The following is a 19,756-nucleotide window of genomic DNA, read 5'->3' as shown; positions in this document are numbered from 1 at the left end:
CAGAAGTGTCCGGCAGAAACGTCCACCGCCGCGGCCGTGCCGCCATGGCGTCCGCTCTCGCCCTCGTCGCCGCCGCGGCCGGGCTGTGGTCGGGGCTCGGCGGGTCCTCCCCCGCCCAGGCCGCGTCCGCGGTGCCGACCCCGGACCACACGGTCGTCGTGGTCTTCGAGAACCACGCCTACAGTCAGGTGATCGGCTCTTCCAGCGCGCCGTACATCAACTCGCTGCGCACCGGCGGCGCGAGCCTGACCGAGTCCTACGCCGAGACCCACCCCAGCCAGCCCAACTACTTCGCCCTGTTCTCGGGTTCCACCCAGGGCATCACCGACGACAGTTGCTACACCCCCGGTTTCTCCTCCGCCCCCAACCTCGCCTCGGAGCTGATCGGCGCGGGCAAGTCGTGGGCCAGCTACAACGAGACGCTGCCCAGCCAGGGGTCGACCACGTGCAGCAGCGGCGACTACGCGCGCAAGCACAACCCGTGGTTCGGGTTCAGCAACGTACCGACGTCCAGCGCCAAGACGTTCACGCAGTTCCCCACGGACTACTCCACGCTCCCGCAGGTCTCGTTCGTCGTCCCCGACCTGTGCAGCGACATGCACGACTGCTCGGTGTCCACGGGTGACACCTGGCTGAAGAACAAGCTGGGTGCGTACGCGACTTGGGCGAAGACCCACAACAGCCTCCTCGTCGTCACCTTCGACGAGGACAACCGGCTCAGCGGCAACCGCATCCCGACGGTGCTGTACGGCCAGCGCGTGACGGCGGGCGCGACCTCGTCGACCACGTACAACCACTACGACCTGCTGCGCACGCTGGAGGACATGCACGGCCTGCCGCACGCGGGCAACGCCGCCTCCGCGAAGGACATCACCGGCATCTGGACTCCGTGACATGTATGTAGCGGACAGCCGCGCCGGGGCGCCCCGGACGGCCGCGTCCGCGGCGGACGCCGTCCGGCCCCGGGCCGGGCGGCGCCTCACCGCGGTCGCGCCCACCGTGCTGGCGCTCGGCACGGTCAGCCTGATCACCGACGTCTCCTCGGAGATGGTCACCGCCGTGCTCCCCCTGTATCTGGTGGCGGGCCTCGGTCTGTCCCCGCTGGGCTTCGGGCTGCTCGACGGGATCTACAACGGCGTCTCGGCGCTGGTCCGGCTGGCCGGCGGGCACCTCGCCGACCGGGGCGGCGGGCGCCACAAGTGGGTGGCGGGCGCCGGGTACGCCCTGTCGGCGGCCTGCAAACCCCTGCTGCTGGTGGCCCAGACGCTCACCCCGATCGGCCTGGTACTGGCCGTCGACCGCACCGGCAAGGGCCTGCGCACCGCCCCGCGCGACGCGCTGATCTCCCTGTCCAGCATCCCCGCGACCCGGGGCCGCGCCTTCGGTGTGCACCGGGCGATGGACACGGCGGGCGCGCTGCTCGGCCCGCTGGCCGCCTTCCTCGTCCTGCGCGCCACGGTCGACGGCTACGACGCGGTGTTCACCGTGAGCTTCTGCGTGGCGGTGGTGGGCGTCCTGGTGCTGGTGCTCTTCGTACCGGGCGGCACGGCCGCTCCTCTCGAGCAGGACGCCACCCGCGCGACCCTGCGCGCCGCCTTCGCCCTCCTGCGCCGCCGCGACCTGCGGCGCATCGCCGTCTGCGCCCTCCTGCTCGGACTCGCCACGGTCAGCGACTCGTTCGTCTACCTGCTGCTGCAACGGCGGCTCGGCGTGCCGGACCGCTGGTTCGCGCTGCTGCCGCTCGGCACGGCGGCGGCGTTCCTGCTGCTGGCGGTGCCCCTGGGCCGGATCGCCGACCGGGCGGGCCGCTGGCGGGTGTTCCTCGCCGGCCACCTCGCCCTGCTCCTGGCGTACGGCCTGCTCCTGTCCTCCTGGCACGGCCCCGCCCTGCCGTACGCCGTCCTGCTCCTGCACGGCGCCTTCTACGCGGCGACCGACGGCGTGCTGATGGCGGCGGCCGCCGACAGCGTGCCGCCGGAGCTGCGCTCGTCCGGGCTCGCGCTGGTCCAGACGGGCCAGGCGCTGGCCCGCTTCACCTGCTCGCTGTCCTTCGGCGCGGCCTGGACGGCGTGGGGCGACCGCGCCGCGCTCACCGGGTCCGCCGTCGCGCTGGCGCTGTGCGGCCTGGTCGCGCTCGTCCTGCGCCCCACCGTCTCCGAAAGGCCGGCATGACCCTGCGTTCGCGCGTCCTGATCCTGGTATCGGCGCTCGTCGTACTGGCGGGTGTCGCGGCGGCGTCCGTGCTGCACGCGTCGGCCCGGGCCGACCGCCTGGACCAGGCCCGTCCGGGCGGCCCGCGGATCGCCTCCGGACGGCTCACGCTGACCGGGGGCGGTCCCCGTGTGGTCTTCCGGAACATGGCGTGGGGCCCGCACCGCGACGAGCTGGTGTCGGCCCCGGCCGCCGACCCATCCGGACCGCGCACCGCGTCCGGCGTCAAGTGCCTGCGTTTCTACGCCGCTTCGGGCACCGGGGTGTGCCTGCGGGCGGTGCACGGGCCGGTCCAGGACACCTACCGCGCGGTGATCCTCGACGCCCACCTGAAGGAGCGGGCCCACTACGACGTGCCGGGCATCCCCTCGCGCGCCCGGGTCTCCCCCAGCGGCCGGTTCGCCGCCTGGACGGCGTTCGTCGGCGGTGACTCGTACGCCGGCACCGCCTTCTCCACCCGGGCGGCGATCGTCGACACCCGCACCGGCCGGCTGACCCCCACCCTGGAGGCGTACCGGATCGTCAAGGACGGCCGGCCCTACCGGGCGGCGGACGTGAACTTCTGGGGCGTCACCTTCGCGGCCGACGACCGCACCTTCTACGCCACCATGGCGACGCGCGGCAGCACCTACCTGGTCCGCGGCGACCTGCGCGCCCGCACGCTCACCACGCTGCACCCGAACGTCGAGTGCCCGTCCCTCTCCCCGGACGGAACCCGGATCGCCTACAAGAAGCGCGTCAAGGGCGCCCCCGAGGAGGCCCCCTGGCACCTGTACGTCCTGAACCTGAGCACCGGCCGCGAAACGGCCCTCGCCGAACACCGCAGCGTGGACGACCAATTGGTCTGGCGCGACAACCGCACCCTCGTCTACGCCCTCCCGGGCGACTACGGCGCCGACCTCTACACGGTCCGGGCCGACGGCACAGGCACGACCCACCGCCTGACAACTGCCGCGGTGTCCCCGGCGTACGTCGGCCGGGACGTACCCGGGTGATGGTGTGGGTGGGGCGGGTGGGACTCGAACCCACGGCCGACGGATTATGAGTCCGCTGCTCTAACCGGCTGAGCTACCGCCCCTCGCGGCGTGTCGCGTACAACTGTGCGCGCCGTCTGCCGCAGCATAGCCGCTCATACGATCTCCTGCTTCGGATGGTCGGCTTCCGCGCTGCTTCCCTGACCTGGAACGACTCCCCGAGGCTCTCCCGGACTCTCCCGGACATGAAAAAGGACCCCGCAGGGCCCTCGTTCAACGCGCTCCCCCGACTGGACTCGAACCAGTAACCTGCCGGTTAACAGCCGGCTGCTCTGCCAATTGAGCTACGGAGGACCGAAGCTCCCCCGACTGGACTCGAACCAGTAACCTGCCGGTTAACAGCCGGCTGCTCTGCCAATTGAGCTACAGGGGATCGCTTCGTCTGCATCGAACGCATCCACCTGGGTATTCGCCAGGGGGCGGACGCTCGCTGCGACACATACATTAGCGCAAGCAGGGGGGTGCTCCGCCAATCGGTTCCCCTCGGGCGCCGGCCCAGCACCACAGACCCCGTCAGGGACTACGCAAGGAAGGGTGGCCCACATGCGCTACCGGCTCACGTTCGTCGCCGGACTGGCCGTCGGATACGTACTCGGAGCACGCGCCGGCCAGCAGCGCTACGAGCAGCTCAAGAAGGCCGCTCGCGGGGTCGCGCAGAACCCCGCCGTGCGCAACACCGCCGAGACCGCCGCCCAGCAGGGCAAGGTCTACGCGGGCAAGGCGCTGCACACGGTCAGCGAGAAGGTCGGGGATCACGTCCCCGAGTCGTTCACCGACCGCGTCCGCTCCCGTCTCGGGCGCAACGGACACGGCCGGCCGGCCGAGGACGACTGGGGCACCAGCCACCCCTGAACCGGCCACCCCGCGCACGTGCCCCCTGAGCAGCGGCTCCAGGGGGCACAGGCGTACCGGCCGGAGCAGCCCGCGTTCTGCGGCAGAATTTGAGCCATGGGGATAGTCGCCGGGTTGGACAGTTCGCCCGCATTCACTCGCATCGTGGTCTGCGACACGGACACGGGGTCCGTGCTGCGCCAGGGGTACGCCCCGCATCCGCTGGACGTGCCGGACGGCGCCCCGCGGCCCAGTGACGTCGACCCGCAGGCGTGGCTGCTCTCCCTGGGGGAGGCCGCGGGCGGCGGGCTGCTGGAGGGCGTGCAGGCCATCGGCGTCTCCACGCAGGCCAACGCCGTGGTTCCGCTGGACGCGCAGGGCAACACCGTGCGCCCCGCGATGGCCGGGGCCGACAAGCGGGCCCAGGTGGCCGCCGCCGACCTGATCGACGCGCTCGGCGGCCGGGAGGCGTGGGCGCAGGCGGTGGGCTGTGTGCCGCAGGCCGCCCGGCCGGTGACCAAGCTGCGCTGGCTGGCGAAGAACGAGCCGGAGAACGCCAGCCGTACCGCCGTACTGCTCCAGGCGCACGACTGGCTGGTCTGGCAGTTGCTGGGCCGGCCGGTGCGCCGGACCACCGACCGGGGCGGCGCCTCGGGCACCGGGTACTGGTCCGCCGCCACCGGCACCTACCGGCCCGACCTGGTCGAGCTGGCGCTCGGCCACCAGGTGGCGCTGCCCGAGGTGATCGGCCCCGCCGACGCCGCGGGCACCACCCCGGAGGGGCTGCTGATCTCCGCCGGTACGGGCGAGACCATGGCCGCCGCGTTCGGCCTCGGCATCGGCCTGGGCGACGCGGTCGTCTCGCTGGGCGCGTCCGGTTCGGTGATGGCCGTGCACACCGAGGCGCTGGCCGACCAGACCGGGATGATCACCTCCCTCGCCGACGCCACCGGCATGCACCTCCCGGTCGTCACCACGCTGAACGCCGTACGGGCCCTGCGCGGCACCGCCGAACTCCTGGGCCTGCCCGACCTGGAGGCCCTGTCCGAGCTGGCGCTGCAGTCCACGCCCGGCTCGCACGGCCTGGTCCTGCTCCCCTACCTGGAGGGCGAGCGCACCCCCAACCTGCCGCACACCGCGGGCACCCTGGCCGGGCTGCGCCGGGAGTCGATGAAGGCCCAGCACCTGGCGCGGGCCTCCTTCGAGGGCATGCTGTGCGGGCTCGCGGACGCGCTGGACGTGCTGCGCGGCCGGGGGGTCGCGGTGCGCCGGATCTTCCTGCTGGGGCAGGCCGCCGAGCTGCCCGCCGTACAGGCGATGGCGCCGTCGCTGTTCGGGGTGCAGGTGGTCGTGCCGCAGCCCGCCGACTACGCCGCGATCGGCGCCGCCCGCCAGGCCGCGTGGGCCCTCGGAGCCGCGCAGGGCACCCTGGACCCGCGTACCCCGCCCGCCTGGCACGGGGCGGCCGCGCAGGTGCTGGAGCCGGGCGACGACCTGGCCGTGGGGCAGGCGGTGCGCCAGCAGTACGTGGCGGTGCGGGAGCAGACCCATCCGGGGGCGTTCCAGGCATAACCACCCGTACCGGTCGGAGCCGGCGGGGCACCCGATGGGTTAATCGGTTGAGGTAACACCGGTGGAGTGTCCGACGATAGGGCCATGGGCAGTTCCACCGCCCCACCGCCGACTCCGAGAGACAAGCGTGCTCATACGACTTCTGCGGACCTGTCTCAGGCCCTACAAGAAACCCATCGCCCTGCTGGTGGTGCTCCAGCTCCTCCAGACCAGCGCCACGCTGTACCTGCCCACCCTCAACGCGCACATCATCGACAACGGTGTCGTGGAGGGTGACACGGGTTACATCCTGACGTTCGGCGCCCTGATGATCGGCATCTCGCTGGTCCAGGTCGTCTGCAACATCGGCGCCGTGTACTTCGGCGCCCGTACCGCCTCCGCGCTCGGCCGGGACCTGCGTGGCGCGGTCTTCGACCGGGTGCAGTCCTTCTCCTCGCGGGAGCTCGGCCACTTCGGCGCGCCGTCGCTGATCACCCGTACGACCAATGACGTGCAGCAGGTCCAGATGCTGGTCCTGATGACGTTCACACTGATGGTGTCGGCGCCCATCATGTGCGTCGGCGGCATCGTGCTGGCCCTCGGGCTGGACGTGCCGCTGTCCGCCGTGCTGATCGCGGTGGTGCCGGTGCTGGGCATCTGCGTGATGCTGATCGTGCGCCGGCTGCGGCCGCTGTTCCGGTCGATGCAGACCCGGGTGGACACCGTGAACCGGGTGCTGCGCGAGCAGATCACCGGCAACCGGGTCATCCGCGCCTTCGTCCGCGACGAGTACGAGCACGGGCGGTTCGGGAAGGCCAACGGCGATCTGACCGAGATGCAGCTCGCCACCGGCCGGATGCTGGCGCTGATGTTCCCGATGGTGATGACCGTGGTGAACGTGTCGTCCATCGCCGTGGTGTGGTTCGGCGCGCACCGGATCGACAGCGGCGGGATGCAGATCGGCGACCTGACCGCGTTCCTCGCCTATCTGATGCAGATCGTCATGTCCGTGATGATGGCCACCTTCATGTTCATGATGGTGCCGCGCGCGGAGGTCTGTGCCGAGCGCATCCAGGAGGTGCTGGACACCGAGTCCAGCGTCGTGCCGCCGGTGGCGCCGGTCACCGAGCTGCGCGGACGCGGACATCTGGAGATCCGGAACGCGGGCTTCCGCTATCCGGGGGCCGAGGAGCCGGTGCTGCGCTCCATCGACCTGGTGGCGCGCGCGGGCGAGACCACGGCCGTGATCGGCTCGACCGGCAGCGGCAAGTCGACCCTGCTCGGCCTGGTCCCCCGGCTGTTCGACGCCACCGAGGGCGAGGTCCTGGTGGACGGCGTGGACGTCCGCGAGGCCGACCCGGCCCTGCTGGCCCGCACCGTGAGCCTGGTCCCGCAGAAGCCGTACCTGTTCGCCGGCACCGTCGGCAGCAACCTGCGCTACGGCAAGCCCGACGCCACCGACGACGAGCTGTGGGCCGCGCTGGAGACCGCGCAGGCCAAGGAGTTCGTGGAGCGGCTCGAGGGCGGTCTCGAGGCGCCCATCTCACAGGGCGGCACCAATGTGTCGGGCGGTCAGCGCCAGCGCCTGGCCATCGCCCGCACGCTGGTCCAGCGACCGGAGATCTACCTCTTCGACGACTCGTTCTCCGCGCTCGACTACGCCACCGACGCGGCGCTGCGCGCGGCGCTCGGCCGGGAGACGGCGGACGCCACCGTGGTGATCGTGGCCCAGCGGGTGGCGACCATCCGCGACGCGGACCGGATCATCGTGCTGGACGAGGGCCGGGTGGTGGGCTCCGGCCGCCACCACGAGCTGATGGCGGGCAATGAGACGTACCGGGAGATCGTGCTCTCCCAGTTGACGGAAGCGGAGGCCGCCTGATGGCCGGTCCCATGGGACGCATGATGGCCGGGGGCGGCCCCGACCAGCGGTCGATGGACTTCAAGGGCTCGGGCAAGCGGCTCGTGGCCCAGTTCCGGCCCGAACGGGTCACCATCTACGGCCTGCTGGCCTGCGTGGTGATCAGCGTGGCGCTCAACGTGATCGGCCCGAAGATCCTCGGCCAGGCCACCGACCTGGTGTTCGCCGGCATCGTGGGCCGGAAGATGCCCGCGGGAGCGTCCAAGGAGCAGGTGCTGGACTCGCTGCGCGCGCGGGGCCAGGGCTCCGTCGCGGACATGCTGCGCAGCACCGACTTCACCCCCGGCCAGGGCATCGACTTCGACGCGGTCGGCCGGGTGCTGCTGCTGGCCCTCGGGGTCTTCCTGGTCGCGGGTCTGCTGATGGCGGTGGCGACCCGGCTGGTGAACCGGGCCGTGAACCGCACGATGTACCGGCTGCGCGAGCAGGTGCAGACCAAGCTGTCGCGGCTGCCGCTGTCCTACTTCGACAAGCGGCAGCGCGGTGAGGTGCTCTCCCGCGCCACCAACGACATCGACAACATCGGGCAGACGCTCCAGCAGTCGATGGGCCAGTTGATCAACGCGGTGCTGACCGTCATCGGCGTGCTGGTGATGATGTTCTACGTCTCCTGGCTGCTCGCGCTGGTCGCACTGGTGACGGTGCCGCTGTCCTTCGTGGTGGCCACGCGGGTCGGCAAGCGGTCCCAGCCGCACTTCGTGCAGCAGTGGCGCACCACCGGCACGCTGAACGCCCACATCGAGGAGATGTACACCGGCCACACCCTGGTGAAGGTGTTCGGCCGTCAGGAGCAGTCGGCGAAGCAGTTCGCCGAGCAGAACGACGAGCTCTACGAGGCCGCGTTCAAGGCGCAGTTCCACAGCGGGGTCATGCAGCCGCTGATGATGTTCGTGTCGAACCTGAACTACGTGCTGGTCGCCGTCGTCGGCGGCCTGCGGGTGGCCTCGGGCACGCTGTCCATCGGTGACGTCCAGGCGTTCATCCAGTACTCCCGCCAGTTCTCGATGCCGCTGACCCAGGTCGCCTCCATGGCCAACCTGGTGCAGTCCGGTGTCGCCTCGGCGGAGCGGGTGTTCGAGCTGCTGGACGCCGAGGAGCAGGAGGCCGACCCGGTGCCGGGGACGCGTCCCGCCGAGCGGCGCGGCCGGGTGGAGCTGGACCACGTGTCCTTCCGGTACGACCCGGAGAAGCCGCTGATCGAGGACCTGTCGCTCACCGTGGAGCCGGGCCAGACGGTCGCCATCGTCGGCCCGACCGGCGCGGGCAAGACCACGCTGGTCAACCTGCTGATGCGGTTCTACGACGTCACGGGCGGCCGGATCTCCCTCGACGGGGTGGACGTCCGCACCATGTCCCGCGACGACCTGCGGGCCGGGATCGGCATGGTCCTCCAGGACACCTGGCTGTTCGGCGGCACCATCGCGGAGAACATCGCCTACGGGTCCTCGCGCGAGGTCACCCGCGGGGAGATCGAGGAGGCCGCGCGGGCGGCGCACGCGGACCGGTTCATCCGTACGCTGCCCGACGGGTACGACACGGTGATCGACGACGAGGGGACGGGGGTGAGCGCCGGTGAGAAGCAGCTCATCACGATCGCGCGGGCGTTCCTCTCCGAGCCGGTGATCCTTGTTCTCGACGAGGCGACCAGTTCCGTGGACACCCGGACCGAGGTGCTGATCCAGAAGGCGATGGCGAAGCTGGCGGACGGGCGGACGTCGTTCGTGATCGCCCATCGGCTCTCCACGATCCGGGACGCGGACACGATCCTGGTGATGGAGAACGGTGCGATCGTGGAACAGGGCGCGCATACCGCCCTGTTGGCGGCCGACGGCGCCTACGCGCGGCTGTACAAGGCCCAGTTCGCCCAGGCGGTGGCCGAGGTCGACTGAGGCAGGGCGGGGGTGGGCGCACGCGCCCGCGTGAGCGGGGTGCCGCTGCGCCCACCCGTGCCGCCCTGGGCACCGCCCAGGCCCTCTAGGCACCGGGGGAGGCACGACTGCCCGCAGTTCAGGCCGACGGGGCTGCAGTTCCCCAGGGGCGCGGGGAACTGCGCGACCGGCCACGACGGGCCCGCAGCCGGAATCAGTCCAGATATCCCCGGAGTTGATCCGCGTACGCGTGATCCCGGAGCTTGCTCAGCGTCTTCGACTCGATCTGCCTTATCCGTTCGCGCGTGACCCCGAAGAGCCGGCCTATCTCCTCCAACGTCCGGGGCCGGCCATCGGCCAGGCCGTACCGGAGCTGGACCACCTTCCGCTCGCGCTCACCCAGAGTCGACAGCACAGCCTCCAAGTGCTGCCGCAGCAGCAGAAACGCGGCCGACTCCACAGGGCTCGCCGCATCCCCGTCCTCGATCAGATCGCCGAGGGCAACCTCGTCCTCCTCCCCCACCGGCGCGTGCAGGGACACCGGTTCCTGCGCCAGGCGCAGGACCTCACGGACCCGCTCGGGTGGGAGTTCGAGGTGGGCGCCGACCTCCTCGGGGGTCGGCTCGTACCCTCGCTCCTGAAGCATGCGCCGCTGCACACGGACGACCCGGTTGATCAGCTCCACCACATGCACGGGCACCCGTATCGTGCGGGCCTGGTCGGCGAGGGCCCGCGACATCGCCTGCCGGATCCACCACGTGGCGTACGTCGAGAACTTGTACCCGCGCGCGTAGTCGAACTTCTCCACCGCGCGGATGAGCCCGAGGTTGCCCTCCTGGACCAGGTCGAGCATGGTCAGCCCCCGGCCCACGTACCGCTTGGCGACGGAGACCACGAGCCGCAGGTTGGCCTCGATGAGGCGGCGCTTGGCCATACGGCCCATGACGACGATCCGGTCGAGGTCGAGCGCGAGCCCGCTGTCGAGCACGGGGGTGGTGCTGAGCTTCTCCTCGGCGAAGAGCCCGGCCTCCACCCGGCGGGCGAGTTCGACCTCCTCGGCGGCGGTGAGCAGGGGGATGCGGCCGATCTCGCGGAGGTACTGGCGGAACAGGTCGGCGGAGGGGCCGCCGCTCTCGGTGCGGGAGGCGCCGCGCACGGGCGTCACGGGCTCGTCGTCGCCGCCGGTCAGCGCCTCGGCGGGCGGCTCGGGGGCGTCCTCGGGCGTGGGTTCCGGGGCCGTCTCCGGGTCGCCCTGGCTCTGCGCGGGCACGGCCCCGAGCAGGCCTGGCTCGGCACCACCGCGGACGGTACGGGCTGTCTGCGTGAGGGTGTGGGTCTGCACGGGGGCGACCTCCAGGATGATCGCTGCTCCGGGGGGTGTGCGGCAGCGGCGCGGCGGAGCGCGAAGTCGACGGCCTGCGCTCCGGGGACTCGGGCACCGCCCTCAGTGTGGGGTACGACACATCTTCGCCACGAGAGTCGTGCGGTGACTTTTTGCTTCCGGTCCGTGACCGCGTGGTGATCCTGGGACGCCGGGGAACGTCTAGAGGGCGGCCGGACCCTCGTGCTGGAGCGCCCGGTCGTACCGGGTGAGCACCATCATCTCGTTCTGGACGGCCGCCGACTGGGCCGGATCGGTGTTGCCGATGCGGGTGAGCGTGCTCTGCAGCTCGGTGAGGCGGCGGGTGACGGCGCGGCGCCTGATCTGCACCAGCACCATGCCCGCGTACGTCTCGTCGACCGTGCGGCGCATGATCGTCTCCACGGCCAGCTCGGTCACCATGGCCCGGACGGTGTCGTCGGGGGCGGCCTCGCGGACGCGGACCACGTACTCCTGGGGGTCCTGGGTGCCGAACTCGGCACCGCCGGCCTCCGCGATGGCCTGGCGGACGGCCGCGTAGGGGGGTGCGGTGAACTCGTCGAGGCCGTACGCGTCGAAGGCGGGAGAGACCAACTCCGGGCGCTGGAGGGCGAGTTTGAGCAGTTCGCGCTCGGTGGCGTAGACCGGGTTGCGCAGGGTGAGGGCGGGGCCGCCGGCCTGGCGGGGGGCGGCCTCCCAGCTCTGCTGGGGGGCGCGGGACTGCTGCGGGGCGGCGCCGCCCTTGCCGCCGCGGTCGCGGGCCCAGCGGGCGAGCTGGGCGACGCGCTTGACGACGAACTGGGTGTCGAGGATGCCGAGCATGCCCGCGAGGTCGACCGCGACCTCGTGCTGGGCGCCGCTGTTCTTGATCCGGGCGACGACCGGCGCGGCCTCGTCCAGGGCGGCGGCGCGGCCGGCCGGGGTGTCGAGGTCGTAGCGGGCGACGATCTGGCGCAGCGCGAACTCGAAGAGCGGGGTGCGCGGTTGGACCAGGTCGGCCACGGCCTCGTCGCCCTTGGCGAGGCGGAGTTCGCAGGGGTCCATGCCGTCGGGCGCGACGGCGATGTAGGTCTCGGCGGCGAACTTCTGGTCGTCCTCGAAGGCGCGCAGCGCGGCCTTCTGCCCGGCCGCGTCGCCGTCGAAGGTGAAGATCACGCGGGCCGAGCCGTTGTCCATCAGCAGCCGGCGCAGGATCTTGATGTGGTCGCCGCCGAAGGCGGTGCCGCAGGTGGCGATGGCGGTGGTGACCCCGGCGAGGTGGCAGGCCATGACGTCGGTGTAGCCCTCGACGACGACGGCCCGGCTGGACTTGGCGATCTGCTGCTTGGCCAGGTCGATGCCGTACAGGACCTGGGACTTCTTGTAGATCGCGGTGTCGGGGGTGTTGAGGTACTTGGGCCCGTTGTCGGACTCGTAGAGCTTGCGGGCCCCGAACCCGACGACCTCGCCGCCGATGTCCCGGATGGGCCACATCAGGCGGCCCCGGAAGCGGTCGATGGGGCCGCGGCGGCCGTCCTGGGCGAGGCCGGAGAGGATCAGTTCCTTGTCGCTGAAGCCCTTGCCGCGCAGGTAGCGGGTGAGGTGGTCCCAGCCCTGGGGGCTGTAGCCGACGCCGAAGTGGACGGCGGCGGCCTGGTCGAAGCCGCGCTCGGCGAGGAAGATCCGGCCGGTGTCGGCCTCGGGGCTGGTGGCGAGCTGCTCGGCGTACCACTGCGCGGCGATCTTGTGGGCCTCGACCAGGCGGATGCGCTCGCCGCGCTGGTGGGCGGGGTTGTAGCCGCCCTCCTCGTAGCGCAGGGTGATCCCGGCCTGGCCGGCGAGGCGCTCGACGGCCTCGGAGAAGGAGAGGTGGTCCACCTTCATCACGAAGGTGATGGTGTCGCCGCCCTCCTGGCAGCCGAAGCAGTGGAAGAGCCCCTTGCTCGGGCTGACCTGGAAGGACGGCGACTTCTCGTCGTGGAAGGGGCAGAGGCCCTTGAGGTTTCCGCCACCCGCGTTGCGAAGCTGGAGGTACTCGGAGACCACGGCGTCGATCGGGACCGCGTCCCGTACCGCCTTCACGTCCTCGTCGTTGATCCGTCCTGCCACGGATGAATTCTACGGGGGTCCGGGGACACTCCCCGCGCCCCCGGTGCTCAGGGCACCAGGTTCGCGAGCGGGACGTGCGGGTCGGCGAGCGCCTCCACGTCCACCTCGGCGCCGGAACGGATGAGGCGCTGGATGTGCTCTGTGACGTCCCACACGTTCACGTTCATCCCGGCGAGCACCCGGCCCTCGCGCACCCAGAAGGCGATGAACTCGCGCTTGCCCGCGTCGCCCCGGATGACGACCTGGTCGTAGGAGCCGGGGGGAGCCCAGCCGCTGTACTCCAGCCCCAGGTCGTACTGGTCGGAGAAGAAGTACGGCATGCGGTCGTAGGTGACGTCCTGGCCGAGCATCGCGCGGGCGGCGGCGGGACCGCCGTTGAGGGCGTTGGCCCAGTGCTCGACGCGGAGCCGGCCGCCGAGGAGCGGGAAGTTCGCCACGTCCCCGGCGGCGTGGATGTCGGGGTCGGAGGTGCGCAGGTGCTCGTCCACCGCGATGCCGCCGCCCACGGCCGGGTCGGCCAGTTCCAGGCCGGCCGCCTCGGCGAGGCCGGTGCGGGGGGCGGCGCCGATGGCGGCGAGCACGTCGTGCGCGGGGTGTTCCTCGCCGTCGTCGGTGCGGGCGGCGAGGACCATGCCGTCCTGGCCGATGATCTCGGTGAGCCGGACCCCGAAGTGGAAGCGGACACCGTGCTCGCGGTGCAGCTCGGCGAAGAGGTTGCCCAGCTCGGGACCGAGGGCGCCGTACAACGGGGCGGGTTCGGGCTCGATCACGGTGACCTCGGCGCCGTACTCGCGGGCGGCCGCGGCGACCTCCAGGCCGATCCAGCCGGCGCCCGCGATCACCAGGTGGCCGTTGTCCCGGCCGAGGGCGGCCAGCACGCCCTTGAGGCGCTCGGCGTGGGCGAGGCGGCGCAGGTGGTGGACGCCCGCGAGGTCGGTGCCGGGGACGTCGAGGCGGCGGGGTTCGGCGCCGGTGACGAGCAGCAGCTTGTCGTAGCGGATCAGGGTGCCGTCGTCGCCGAGGCGGACGGTCCTGGCCGCGCGGTCGATGGCGTCGACGGTCTGGCCGAGGTGCAGCTCGATGTCGCTCTGGGCGTACCAGGCGGGCTCGTGGACGAAGACGCTGTCGCGCTCCTCCTTGCCGAGCAGGTGTCCCTTGGACAGCGGCGGACGCTCGTAGGGGTGGTCCCGTTCGTCGCAGATCAGTATCACGCGGCCGGTGAACCCTTCCGCGCGGAGCGTCTCGGCCGCTTTCGCTCCGGCGAGCCCGCCTCCGACGATGACGAACGTCTGATCCGCGTCGACCACTTGATGCCTCCTCGTAAAGATGCCGCCTTCAGGCGAGCGTCCCGCACGCGGCGTGGTGCGGGAAGAGGGGGTGACCGGAAACGGGCCACCCCCTGTCATTTTCCCGCTACATATGCCCGGTCAGCCTGGCGTGCAGCGTGCGGGCGGACGCGTCGGTCAGCGAGGCGATCTGGTCGACGATGACCCGCTTGCGCGCGTGGTCGCTCTCCGCCTCGTCGAGCAACGCCCTGAACTGCGGTTCCAGGCCGTCCGGCGCGCGCAGGGTGAGCGCCTCGGCCAGCTCGGCGACGACGATGCGCTGATCGGCGCGGAGCAGTTCCTGCTCGGCGCGCTGCATCACGTACCGGTCGGCGACCGCCTTGAGCACCGCGCACTCCATGCGCACCTCGCGGGGTACGACGAGTTCGGCGCCGTACCGGGTGAGGCGGCCGGTGCCGTACGCGGCGCGGGTGGCGGTCTCGGCGGCGAGGCAGAAGCGGCCGATGAGCTGGCTGGTGGCGTCCTTGAGCCGGGACTGGGCGACCGCGGTGCCGTCGTAGCCGTGCGGCCACCACTCCTGGTCCAGGAGCCGGTCGAGGGCCTCGGCGAGTTCGGCGGGGTCGGTGTCGGCGGGGACGTAACGGCCGATGGCGACCTCGAAGACCGCCTCCCGTTCGGGGTCGGCGTGCAGGCAGTTGGGGTCGACGTGACCGGCGTGCAGGCCGTCCTCGACGTCGTGCACCGAGTACGCGACGTCGTCCGACCAGTCCATGACCTGCGCCTCGAAGCAGGTGCGGGTGCCGGGGGCCTCCTTGCGGACCCAGTCGAAGACGGGGCGGTCGTCGTCGTAGACGCCGAACTTGGGGGACGCCGGGTCGGTGGGGTGGGCGCCGCGCGGCCAGGGGTACTTGGTGGCGGCGTCCAGGGTGGCGCGGGTGAGGTTGAGGCCGACGGAGCCCTCGGGGGTGAAGCGCTTGGGCTCGATGCGGGTGAGGAGCCTCAGGGACTGGGCGTTGCCTTCGAAGCCGCCGATGTCGTCCGCGAACTCGTTCAGCGCCTGTTCGCCGTTGTGGCCGAAGGGGGGATGGCCGAGATCGTGCGCGAGGCAGGCGGCTTCGACGAGGTCGGGGTCGCAGCCGAGGGCAGCGCCCAGCTCGCGGCCGACCTGGGCGCACTCCAGGGAGTGGGTGAGGCGGGTACGGGGGCTGGCGTCCCAGGCGTGGCCGCGGGTGCCCGGCGTGACGACCTGGGTCTTGCCCGCGAGGCGGCGCAGCGCGGCGGAGTGCAGGATGCGGGCACGGTCGCGCTGGAAGGCGGTGCGGCCGGGGCGTTTGTCGGGTTCGGGTGCCCAGCGTTCGACGGAGGTCGGGTCGTAGGTCGAGGGGTGTGCGGTGCCTTCCATGCCTCGACAGTAAGCGCCGGTACGGACATCGCGCGGCAGGGGTGACGGAATTGTGGCGATGTGCGAGGTCGGAGTGAACCACACGGCCGCGATTCACGTCCTCCGGCACGGGATCGAACACAGGGGGCGGGATGAGGATCGGCCGACCGAGGCTGCCGCGCACGGTGCGGGGGCGCCGACGGCTGGTGCGGGCCGTGGTCGCGGGTTGCGTGCTCGCGCTGCTGCCGTCGACCTGGCTGTACGTCTCCACGGCGGACCGGCTGCGCACGGCGTCGGACGTGCCGCGCACCGAGGTCGCGGTCGTCTTCGGCGCGGGCCTGTGGAACGGCGGCCCGTCCCCGTACCTGGCCCACCGCCTGGACGCGGCGGCGCGCCTGTACCGCGCCGGCCGCATCAAGGCGGTCCTGGTCACGGGCGACAACAGCCGCAAGGACTACGACGAACCGAGCGCCATGCGCGCCTACCTCAGCCACCACGGCGTCCCCGCCCGACGCATCGTCAGCGACTACGCGGGCTTCGACACCTGGGACTCCTGCGTCCGCGCCCGCCGTATCTTCGGCGTCCACCGCGCCGTCCTGATCAGCCAGACCTTCCACATCCGCCGCGCCGTCGCCCTCTGTGAAGCGGCGGGCGTCTCGTCGTACGGCCTCGGCGTGGCGGCCGAGCACGACGCCACCTGGTACTACGGCGGCACCCGCGAGGTCTTCGCGGCGGGGAAGGCGGCACTGGACGCGGCCTTCCACCCGTCCCCGGAGTTCCTGGGCCCACAGGAGCGGGGCATCCAGCGGGCGCTGGCGAGCGCCCCTTAGGTCGCCGGTCCCCTGAGGGATCTCCACGCACCGTCACGCCCCGTAGGGGATCTCCACGAGAACGCCATCAGGCCCCCTGACGGCGCTATGGACATGACATGTCATGCCCTCTTAAATCTCTAGGACATCAGCGCCACCCCCACGCCTCATAGGCGCCTCACCCAGGGAGACCGATGAGCCGGATACGGCAGCACGTCCGAGGGTCCCGTCGCATTGCCACCGCCACTGCCGCCGTGGCGGCGGCAACCTTGCTGGTCACCGCCCTCTCCCCCGCCGCCCAGGCCGACGCCGGGCCCCGGCGGGCGACCACGCTCGCGGATGCGGCCTCCCTCCTCGTGGCGCATGCCGCGAGCCTCGGCCTCACCTCCGACCAGGGCACCAGTGTCCGGGACGTGATCGTCGACAAGGACGGTACGCAGCACGTCCGTTACGACCGCACTTATCGCCAACTCCCCGTGCTCGGCGGGGACTTCGTGGTGCATCTGAACTCCGGCGGCGGTTACCGCGGCGCCGACCGCGCCACCCGTACCGCGCTCGCGCTGCCCACCGTCACCCCGAAGCTGACCGGCGCGAAGGCGGCCGGGATCGCGGTGGACGCGCTGCGCGCCGCCAGCCCCCGGAAGCTGACACGTGCGAAGGCCAAGCCGGAGCTGGTCGTCGACGCCCTGCACGGCAAGCCGAGACTGGCCTGGCGGACCAACGCGGTCGGCCTGGACACCCTGGGCAACCCGGTGGGCCGTACCGTGCTCACCGACGCCCGCACCGGCGCCCGGATCGACGCCTGGGACAGCATCGAGACGGCGGCGGGCGACGGCAAGTCGCTGTACAGCGGCACGGTTCCGCTGGAGACGACCCAGTCGGGCTCGTCGTACCAGCTCAAGGACGCCACGCGCGGCAACACGTACACCGGCGACGCGGCCAACAAGACCGACCTGTGCATCCTCGGCATCTGCCTGAGCCGCGCCCCCTCGACGGTGTTCACCGACGCCGACAACCACTGGGGCACCGGCGCCACCGCCGACCGCGCCTCGGCGGCCGTCGACGCCCAGTACGGGACCGACCAGACCTGGGACTACTACAAGGACGTCCACGGCCGGAACGGCATCGCCGGCGACGGCAAGGGCTCGTACAACCGCGTCCACTACGGCAGCAACTACAACAACGCCTTCTGGGACGACAGTTGCTTCTGCATGACCTACGGCGACGGTGACGGCACCACCTTCGGCCCGCTGGTCGCGCTCGACGTGGCCGGGCACGAGATGACGCACGGCGTCACCTCCAAGACGGCCGCGCTGACGTACTCGGGCGAGTCCGGCGGCCTCAACGAGGCGACCTCGGACATCCTCGGCACGATGGTCGAGTGGCACGCGGACAACGCCACCGACAAGGGGGACTACCTCATCGGTGAGCGCATCGTGAAGCCCGGCTTCGGCAAGGCCGCGCTGCGCTTCATGGACAAGCCCTCCAAGGACGGCAACTCGGCCGACTACTGGAGCAGTTCGCTCGGCAACCTGGACGTGCACTACTCCTCCGGCGTCGCCAACCACTTCGCGTACCTCCTCGCCGAGGGCAGCGGCGCGAAGACCGTCAACGGTGTCTCGTACGACTCCCCGACCGCCAACGGCCAGTCGGTGACCGGCATCGGCCGGGACAAGGTCGGCAAGATCTGGTACCGGGCGCTGACGGTGTACATGACCTCCTCCACCAAGTACGCGGGCGCCCGCACGGCGACCCTGAACGCGGCGAAGGACCTGTACGGGGCCGGGAGCGCGGAGTACAACGCGGTCGCGGCGGCGTGGAGCGCGGTGAACGTGAACTGAGCCGGCTTCGACGAGCGGTGACTGACGGTGCGTCGGGGTCCGGCGCACCGTCTTCGCGTTCCCCCCGGCCGCACGCCATTCGTGTGCACTTGTTCCCCTGTCCTCCGTGCGCCTCTGACCTGCTGTTATGTCGTGCCGCCTCACCCGTGCGGGGGTGGCGGGCGCCACCCGTTCACCGCAGCGGGGGCGCCGGCTCGGGAGGCGGACCGGGCGCGGTGGCCTTTACCTCAAAAGGGCAGGGGCACGCCCCCTGGATCACACGGAACACGAGTCGGACAAGCTCTGGGGAGCACCATGCGACGCACCGCCCGTCTGCTGACCGGTACCGCGCTGGCCGTAGCCGCGGCCGGGCTCGGCACCGTTCCGGCCCACGCGGGCGCGGCGCACCTCACGCCCGGCAGCCTCCAGGTGTACCCGTCCACCGCGCTGCCCGGAAGCCAGGTCACGGTGAACACGGCGGCCTGCGGGGAGAAGGGCGCGGCGGTCGGCGACGCGGGGGCCGTGGGCGCGGGAACGTTCGCGCTGGCGCCGACCACGCACGACGGCGAGGCGATCGGGCAGTTCCAGGTGCCGGCGGGGGCGCAGCCGGGGACGTACGAGATCGTCGCGCGCTGCGTGGAGGGCGAGAAGCGGGTGACGGGGGACCTGAGGGTGACCATGGCCGGGGCGCACGGGCAGGTGCAGCCGCACGGCAGTGTGAAGACGGGGGTCGGTGGCGCCTTGGGCCCCGGCCCCGTACAGACCACGGCGGGTGTGGCGGCTCTGGCCGTCGCCGCCGCGGGCGGTACCTGGCTCCTGCATCGCCGGGCGAGAGGCGACGGGATCTGACGGACACCCTCCGCTGTCCGTCGCCGGTACCGCGAAGCCCCGCCCCCTAAGGGTCCGATGCCCCTCGTGACCCCTAGGGGGCGGGCCTTCCCCCAAGGGCTGTCTCCGGGAAGGGATTCCCATGCGCAGGATCGGTGACACCGCCATAGCCGCCGTCACGGCGTTCGCGCTCGGCACCGGTGTGTGGCTGCTCAGCACCGACACCGGTACGCCCCCGCAGCCGTCCGCCGCCGAGGGCCGCCCCGATCCGGGCGGCGAACGCGGCGCGGCCACGCCGCTGCTGGCGTCCCCGCCGACCCGCGTCCGCATCCCCGCGATCCGGGTGAACGCCCCCCTGATGGGCCTCTCCCTGACCTCCTCGGGCAGCCTCGACGTCCCACCCCCCGCCGAGAAGAACCTCGCCGGCTGGTACGAGGCCGGCACCACCCCCGGCGACACCGGCACCGCCGTCGTCGCCGGCCACGTCGACAACACCGAGGGCCCCGCCGTCTTCTACGACCTCGGCGCCCTGAAGCGCGGCGCCACGATCGAGGTGGACCGCGAGGACGCCACGACGGCGGTCTTCACGGTGGACGCGGTCGAGGTGTACTCGGCGAAGGACTTCCCCGACGAGAAGGTCTACGGCGCCTCTTCCCGCCCCGAACTCCGGGTGATCACCTGCGGGGGCGGGTACTCCAGGACGACCGGGTATCAGGGCAACGTGGTGGTGTTCGCGCACCTGACCGGCGCGCGCGGTACCTGACGGCA

14 protein-coding genes, 3 tRNA genes and 1 pseudogene are annotated in these 19,756 nt (G+C 71.9%); 11 read left to right on the top strand and 7 right to left on the bottom strand.

Annotation, left to right across the window (positions count from 1 at the left end; genetic code table 11):
• Nucleotides 1–44: 44 nt before the first annotated feature.
• Genes OG448_RS21080 through OG448_RS21070 form a run of 3 tightly spaced genes read left to right on the top strand, consistent with a single transcriptional unit; the run spans nucleotide 45 to nucleotide 3,206 of the window.
• Nucleotides 45–893, top strand: coding sequence for an alkaline phosphatase family protein (locus OG448_RS21080; RefSeq protein ID WP_405558879.1), 849 nt, complete (start codon nucleotides 45–47; stop codon nucleotides 891–893).
• 1 nt (nucleotide 894) lies between these two features.
• Nucleotides 895–2,172, top strand: coding sequence for an MFS transporter (locus OG448_RS21075; protein WP_405555963.1), 1,278 nt, complete (start codon nucleotides 895–897; stop codon nucleotides 2,170–2,172).
• Entirely contained in the window at nucleotides 2,169–3,206 is a 1,038-nt protein-coding gene (locus OG448_RS21070) for a TolB family protein (RefSeq protein ID WP_405555961.1), read from the top strand. Before OG448_RS21075 ends, OG448_RS21070 begins: the two co-directional genes overlap by 4 nt.
• Before the next feature lie 9 nt (nucleotides 3,207–3,215).
• Here OG448_RS21070 and OG448_RS21065 read toward each other — a convergent pair.
• From OG448_RS21065 to OG448_RS21055, 3 genes are all read right to left on the bottom strand, one after another.
• Nucleotides 3,216–3,289 (bottom strand) — tRNA-Ile (locus OG448_RS21065).
• Between the two features lie 177 nt (nucleotides 3,290–3,466).
• Nucleotides 3,467–3,539, bottom strand: a tRNA-Asn gene (locus OG448_RS21060).
• 6 nt (nucleotides 3,540–3,545) lie between these two features.
• Nucleotides 3,546–3,618, bottom strand: a tRNA-Asn gene (locus OG448_RS21055).
• A 170-nt stretch (nucleotides 3,619–3,788) separates the two neighbouring features.
• Here OG448_RS21055 and OG448_RS21050 point away from each other — a divergent pair.
• From OG448_RS21050 to OG448_RS21035, 4 genes are all read left to right on the top strand, one after another.
• On the top strand, nucleotides 3,789–4,097 hold the full coding sequence (locus OG448_RS21050) for a YtxH domain-containing protein (RefSeq protein ID WP_391291657.1): 309 nt from the start codon (nucleotides 3,789–3,791) through the stop codon (nucleotides 4,095–4,097).
• Nucleotides 4,098–4,193: 96 nt separating this feature from the next.
• Nucleotides 4,194–5,648: an FGGY-family carbohydrate kinase gene (locus OG448_RS21045; RefSeq protein ID WP_405555959.1), complete on the top strand. Its 1,455-nt coding sequence runs from the start codon at nucleotides 4,194–4,196 to the stop codon at nucleotides 5,646–5,648.
• A gap of 127 nt (nucleotides 5,649–5,775) precedes the next feature.
• Nucleotides 5,776–7,509 carry an ABC transporter ATP-binding protein gene (locus OG448_RS21040; protein WP_405555957.1) on the top strand — a complete coding sequence of 578 codons (1,734 nt, stop codon included), beginning with the start codon at nucleotides 5,776–5,778 and terminating at the stop codon, nucleotides 7,507–7,509.
• The gene (locus OG448_RS21035; RefSeq protein WP_405555955.1) at nucleotides 7,509–9,437 is read left to right on the top strand and encodes an ABC transporter ATP-binding protein; all 1,929 of its coding nucleotides are present in this window, start codon (nucleotides 7,509–7,511) and stop codon (nucleotides 9,435–9,437) included. Before OG448_RS21040 ends, OG448_RS21035 begins: the two co-directional genes overlap by 1 nt.
• 193 nt (nucleotides 9,438–9,630) lie before the next feature.
• Here the strand turns inward: OG448_RS21035 and OG448_RS21030 are convergent.
• The 4 genes and pseudogenes from OG448_RS21030 to OG448_RS21015 form a co-directional block, all read right to left on the bottom strand.
• Nucleotides 9,631–10,827, bottom strand: a pseudogene (locus tag OG448_RS21030) (RNA polymerase sigma factor); the annotation flags it as partial.
• Between the two features lie 132 nt (nucleotides 10,828–10,959).
• Complete coding sequence (gene dnaG, locus OG448_RS21025) at nucleotides 10,960–12,864, bottom strand: DNA primase (protein ID WP_405555953.1); 1,905 nt, start codon at nucleotides 12,862–12,864, stop codon at nucleotides 10,960–10,962.
• Nucleotides 12,865–12,911: 47 nt separating this feature from the next.
• Nucleotides 12,912–14,171 carry an NAD(P)/FAD-dependent oxidoreductase gene (locus OG448_RS21020; RefSeq protein WP_405555952.1) on the bottom strand — a complete coding sequence of 420 codons (1,260 nt, stop codon included), beginning with the start codon at nucleotides 14,169–14,171 and terminating at the stop codon, nucleotides 12,912–12,914.
• A 106-nt stretch (nucleotides 14,172–14,277) separates the two neighbouring features.
• Nucleotides 14,278–15,552 (bottom strand): deoxyguanosinetriphosphate triphosphohydrolase, encoded by a 1,275-nt coding sequence (locus tag OG448_RS21015; protein ID WP_405555951.1) that lies wholly within the window; start codon nucleotides 15,550–15,552, stop codon nucleotides 14,278–14,280.
• Nucleotides 15,553–15,683: 131 nt separating this feature from the next.
• Here OG448_RS21015 and OG448_RS21010 point away from each other — a divergent pair, with 131 nt between their 5' ends.
• The 4 genes from OG448_RS21010 (at nucleotide 15,684) to OG448_RS20995 (ending at nucleotide 19,751) form a co-directional block, all read left to right on the top strand.
• Nucleotides 15,684–16,361, top strand: a complete 678-nt coding sequence (locus OG448_RS21010) for a vancomycin high temperature exclusion protein (RefSeq protein ID WP_405555949.1) — start codon at nucleotides 15,684–15,686, stop codon at nucleotides 16,359–16,361.
• Nucleotides 16,362–16,534: 173 nt separating this feature from the next.
• A complete protein-coding gene (locus tag OG448_RS21005; RefSeq protein ID WP_405555947.1) occupies nucleotides 16,535–18,181 on the top strand; it encodes a M4 family metallopeptidase in 1,647 nt (548 codons plus the stop codon).
• Between the two features lie 294 nt (nucleotides 18,182–18,475).
• Nucleotides 18,476–19,009 carry a hypothetical protein gene (locus OG448_RS21000; protein ID WP_405555946.1) on the top strand — a complete coding sequence of 178 codons (534 nt, stop codon included), beginning with the start codon at nucleotides 18,476–18,478 and terminating at the stop codon, nucleotides 19,007–19,009.
• A gap of 121 nt (nucleotides 19,010–19,130) precedes the next feature.
• Nucleotides 19,131–19,751 carry a class F sortase gene (locus tag OG448_RS20995; RefSeq protein ID WP_405555944.1) on the top strand — a complete coding sequence of 207 codons (621 nt, stop codon included), beginning with the start codon at nucleotides 19,131–19,133 and terminating at the stop codon, nucleotides 19,749–19,751.
• Nucleotides 19,752–19,756 lie beyond the last annotated feature (5 nt).

It is taken from the genome of Streptomyces sp. NBC_01171, assembly GCF_045039805.1.
In the GTDB taxonomy this organism is placed as follows: Bacteria; Actinomycetota; Actinomycetes; order Streptomycetales; family Streptomycetaceae; genus Streptomyces.
This window is presented reverse-complemented; position numbering and strand designations above follow the sequence as displayed.

What these genes read in the sequence shown, in the direction of transcription:
- OG448_RS21010 (WP_405555949.1), top strand. Translation starts at nt 15,684, where the DNA reads ATGAGGATCGGCCGACCGAGGCTGCCGCGCACGGTGCGGGGGCGCCGA.
- OG448_RS21075 (WP_405555963.1), top strand. Translation starts at nt 895, where the DNA reads ATGTATGTAGCGGACAGCCGCGCCGGGGCGCCCCGGACGGCCGCGTCC.
- OG448_RS21070 (WP_405555961.1), top strand. Translation starts at nt 2,169, where the DNA reads ATGACCCTGCGTTCGCGCGTCCTGATCCTGGTATCGGCGCTCGTCGTA.
- OG448_RS21050 (WP_391291657.1), top strand. Translation starts at nt 3,789, where the DNA reads ATGCGCTACCGGCTCACGTTCGTCGCCGGACTGGCCGTCGGATACGTA.
- OG448_RS21080 (WP_405558879.1), top strand. Translation starts at nt 45, where the DNA reads ATGGCGTCCGCTCTCGCCCTCGTCGCCGCCGCGGCCGGGCTGTGGTCG.
- OG448_RS21000 (WP_405555946.1), top strand. Translation starts at nt 18,476, where the DNA reads ATGCGACGCACCGCCCGTCTGCTGACCGGTACCGCGCTGGCCGTAGCC.
- OG448_RS21015 (WP_405555951.1), bottom strand. Translation starts at nt 15,552, where the DNA reads ATGGAAGGCACCGCACACCCCTCGACCTACGACCCGACCTCCGTCGAA.
- OG448_RS21005 (WP_405555947.1), top strand. Translation starts at nt 16,535, where the DNA reads ATGAGCCGGATACGGCAGCACGTCCGAGGGTCCCGTCGCATTGCCACC.
- OG448_RS21045 (WP_405555959.1), top strand. Translation starts at nt 4,194, where the DNA reads ATGGGGATAGTCGCCGGGTTGGACAGTTCGCCCGCATTCACTCGCATC.
- OG448_RS20995 (WP_405555944.1), top strand. Translation starts at nt 19,131, where the DNA reads ATGCGCAGGATCGGTGACACCGCCATAGCCGCCGTCACGGCGTTCGCG.
- OG448_RS21035 (WP_405555955.1), top strand. Translation starts at nt 7,509, where the DNA reads ATGGCCGGTCCCATGGGACGCATGATGGCCGGGGGCGGCCCCGACCAG.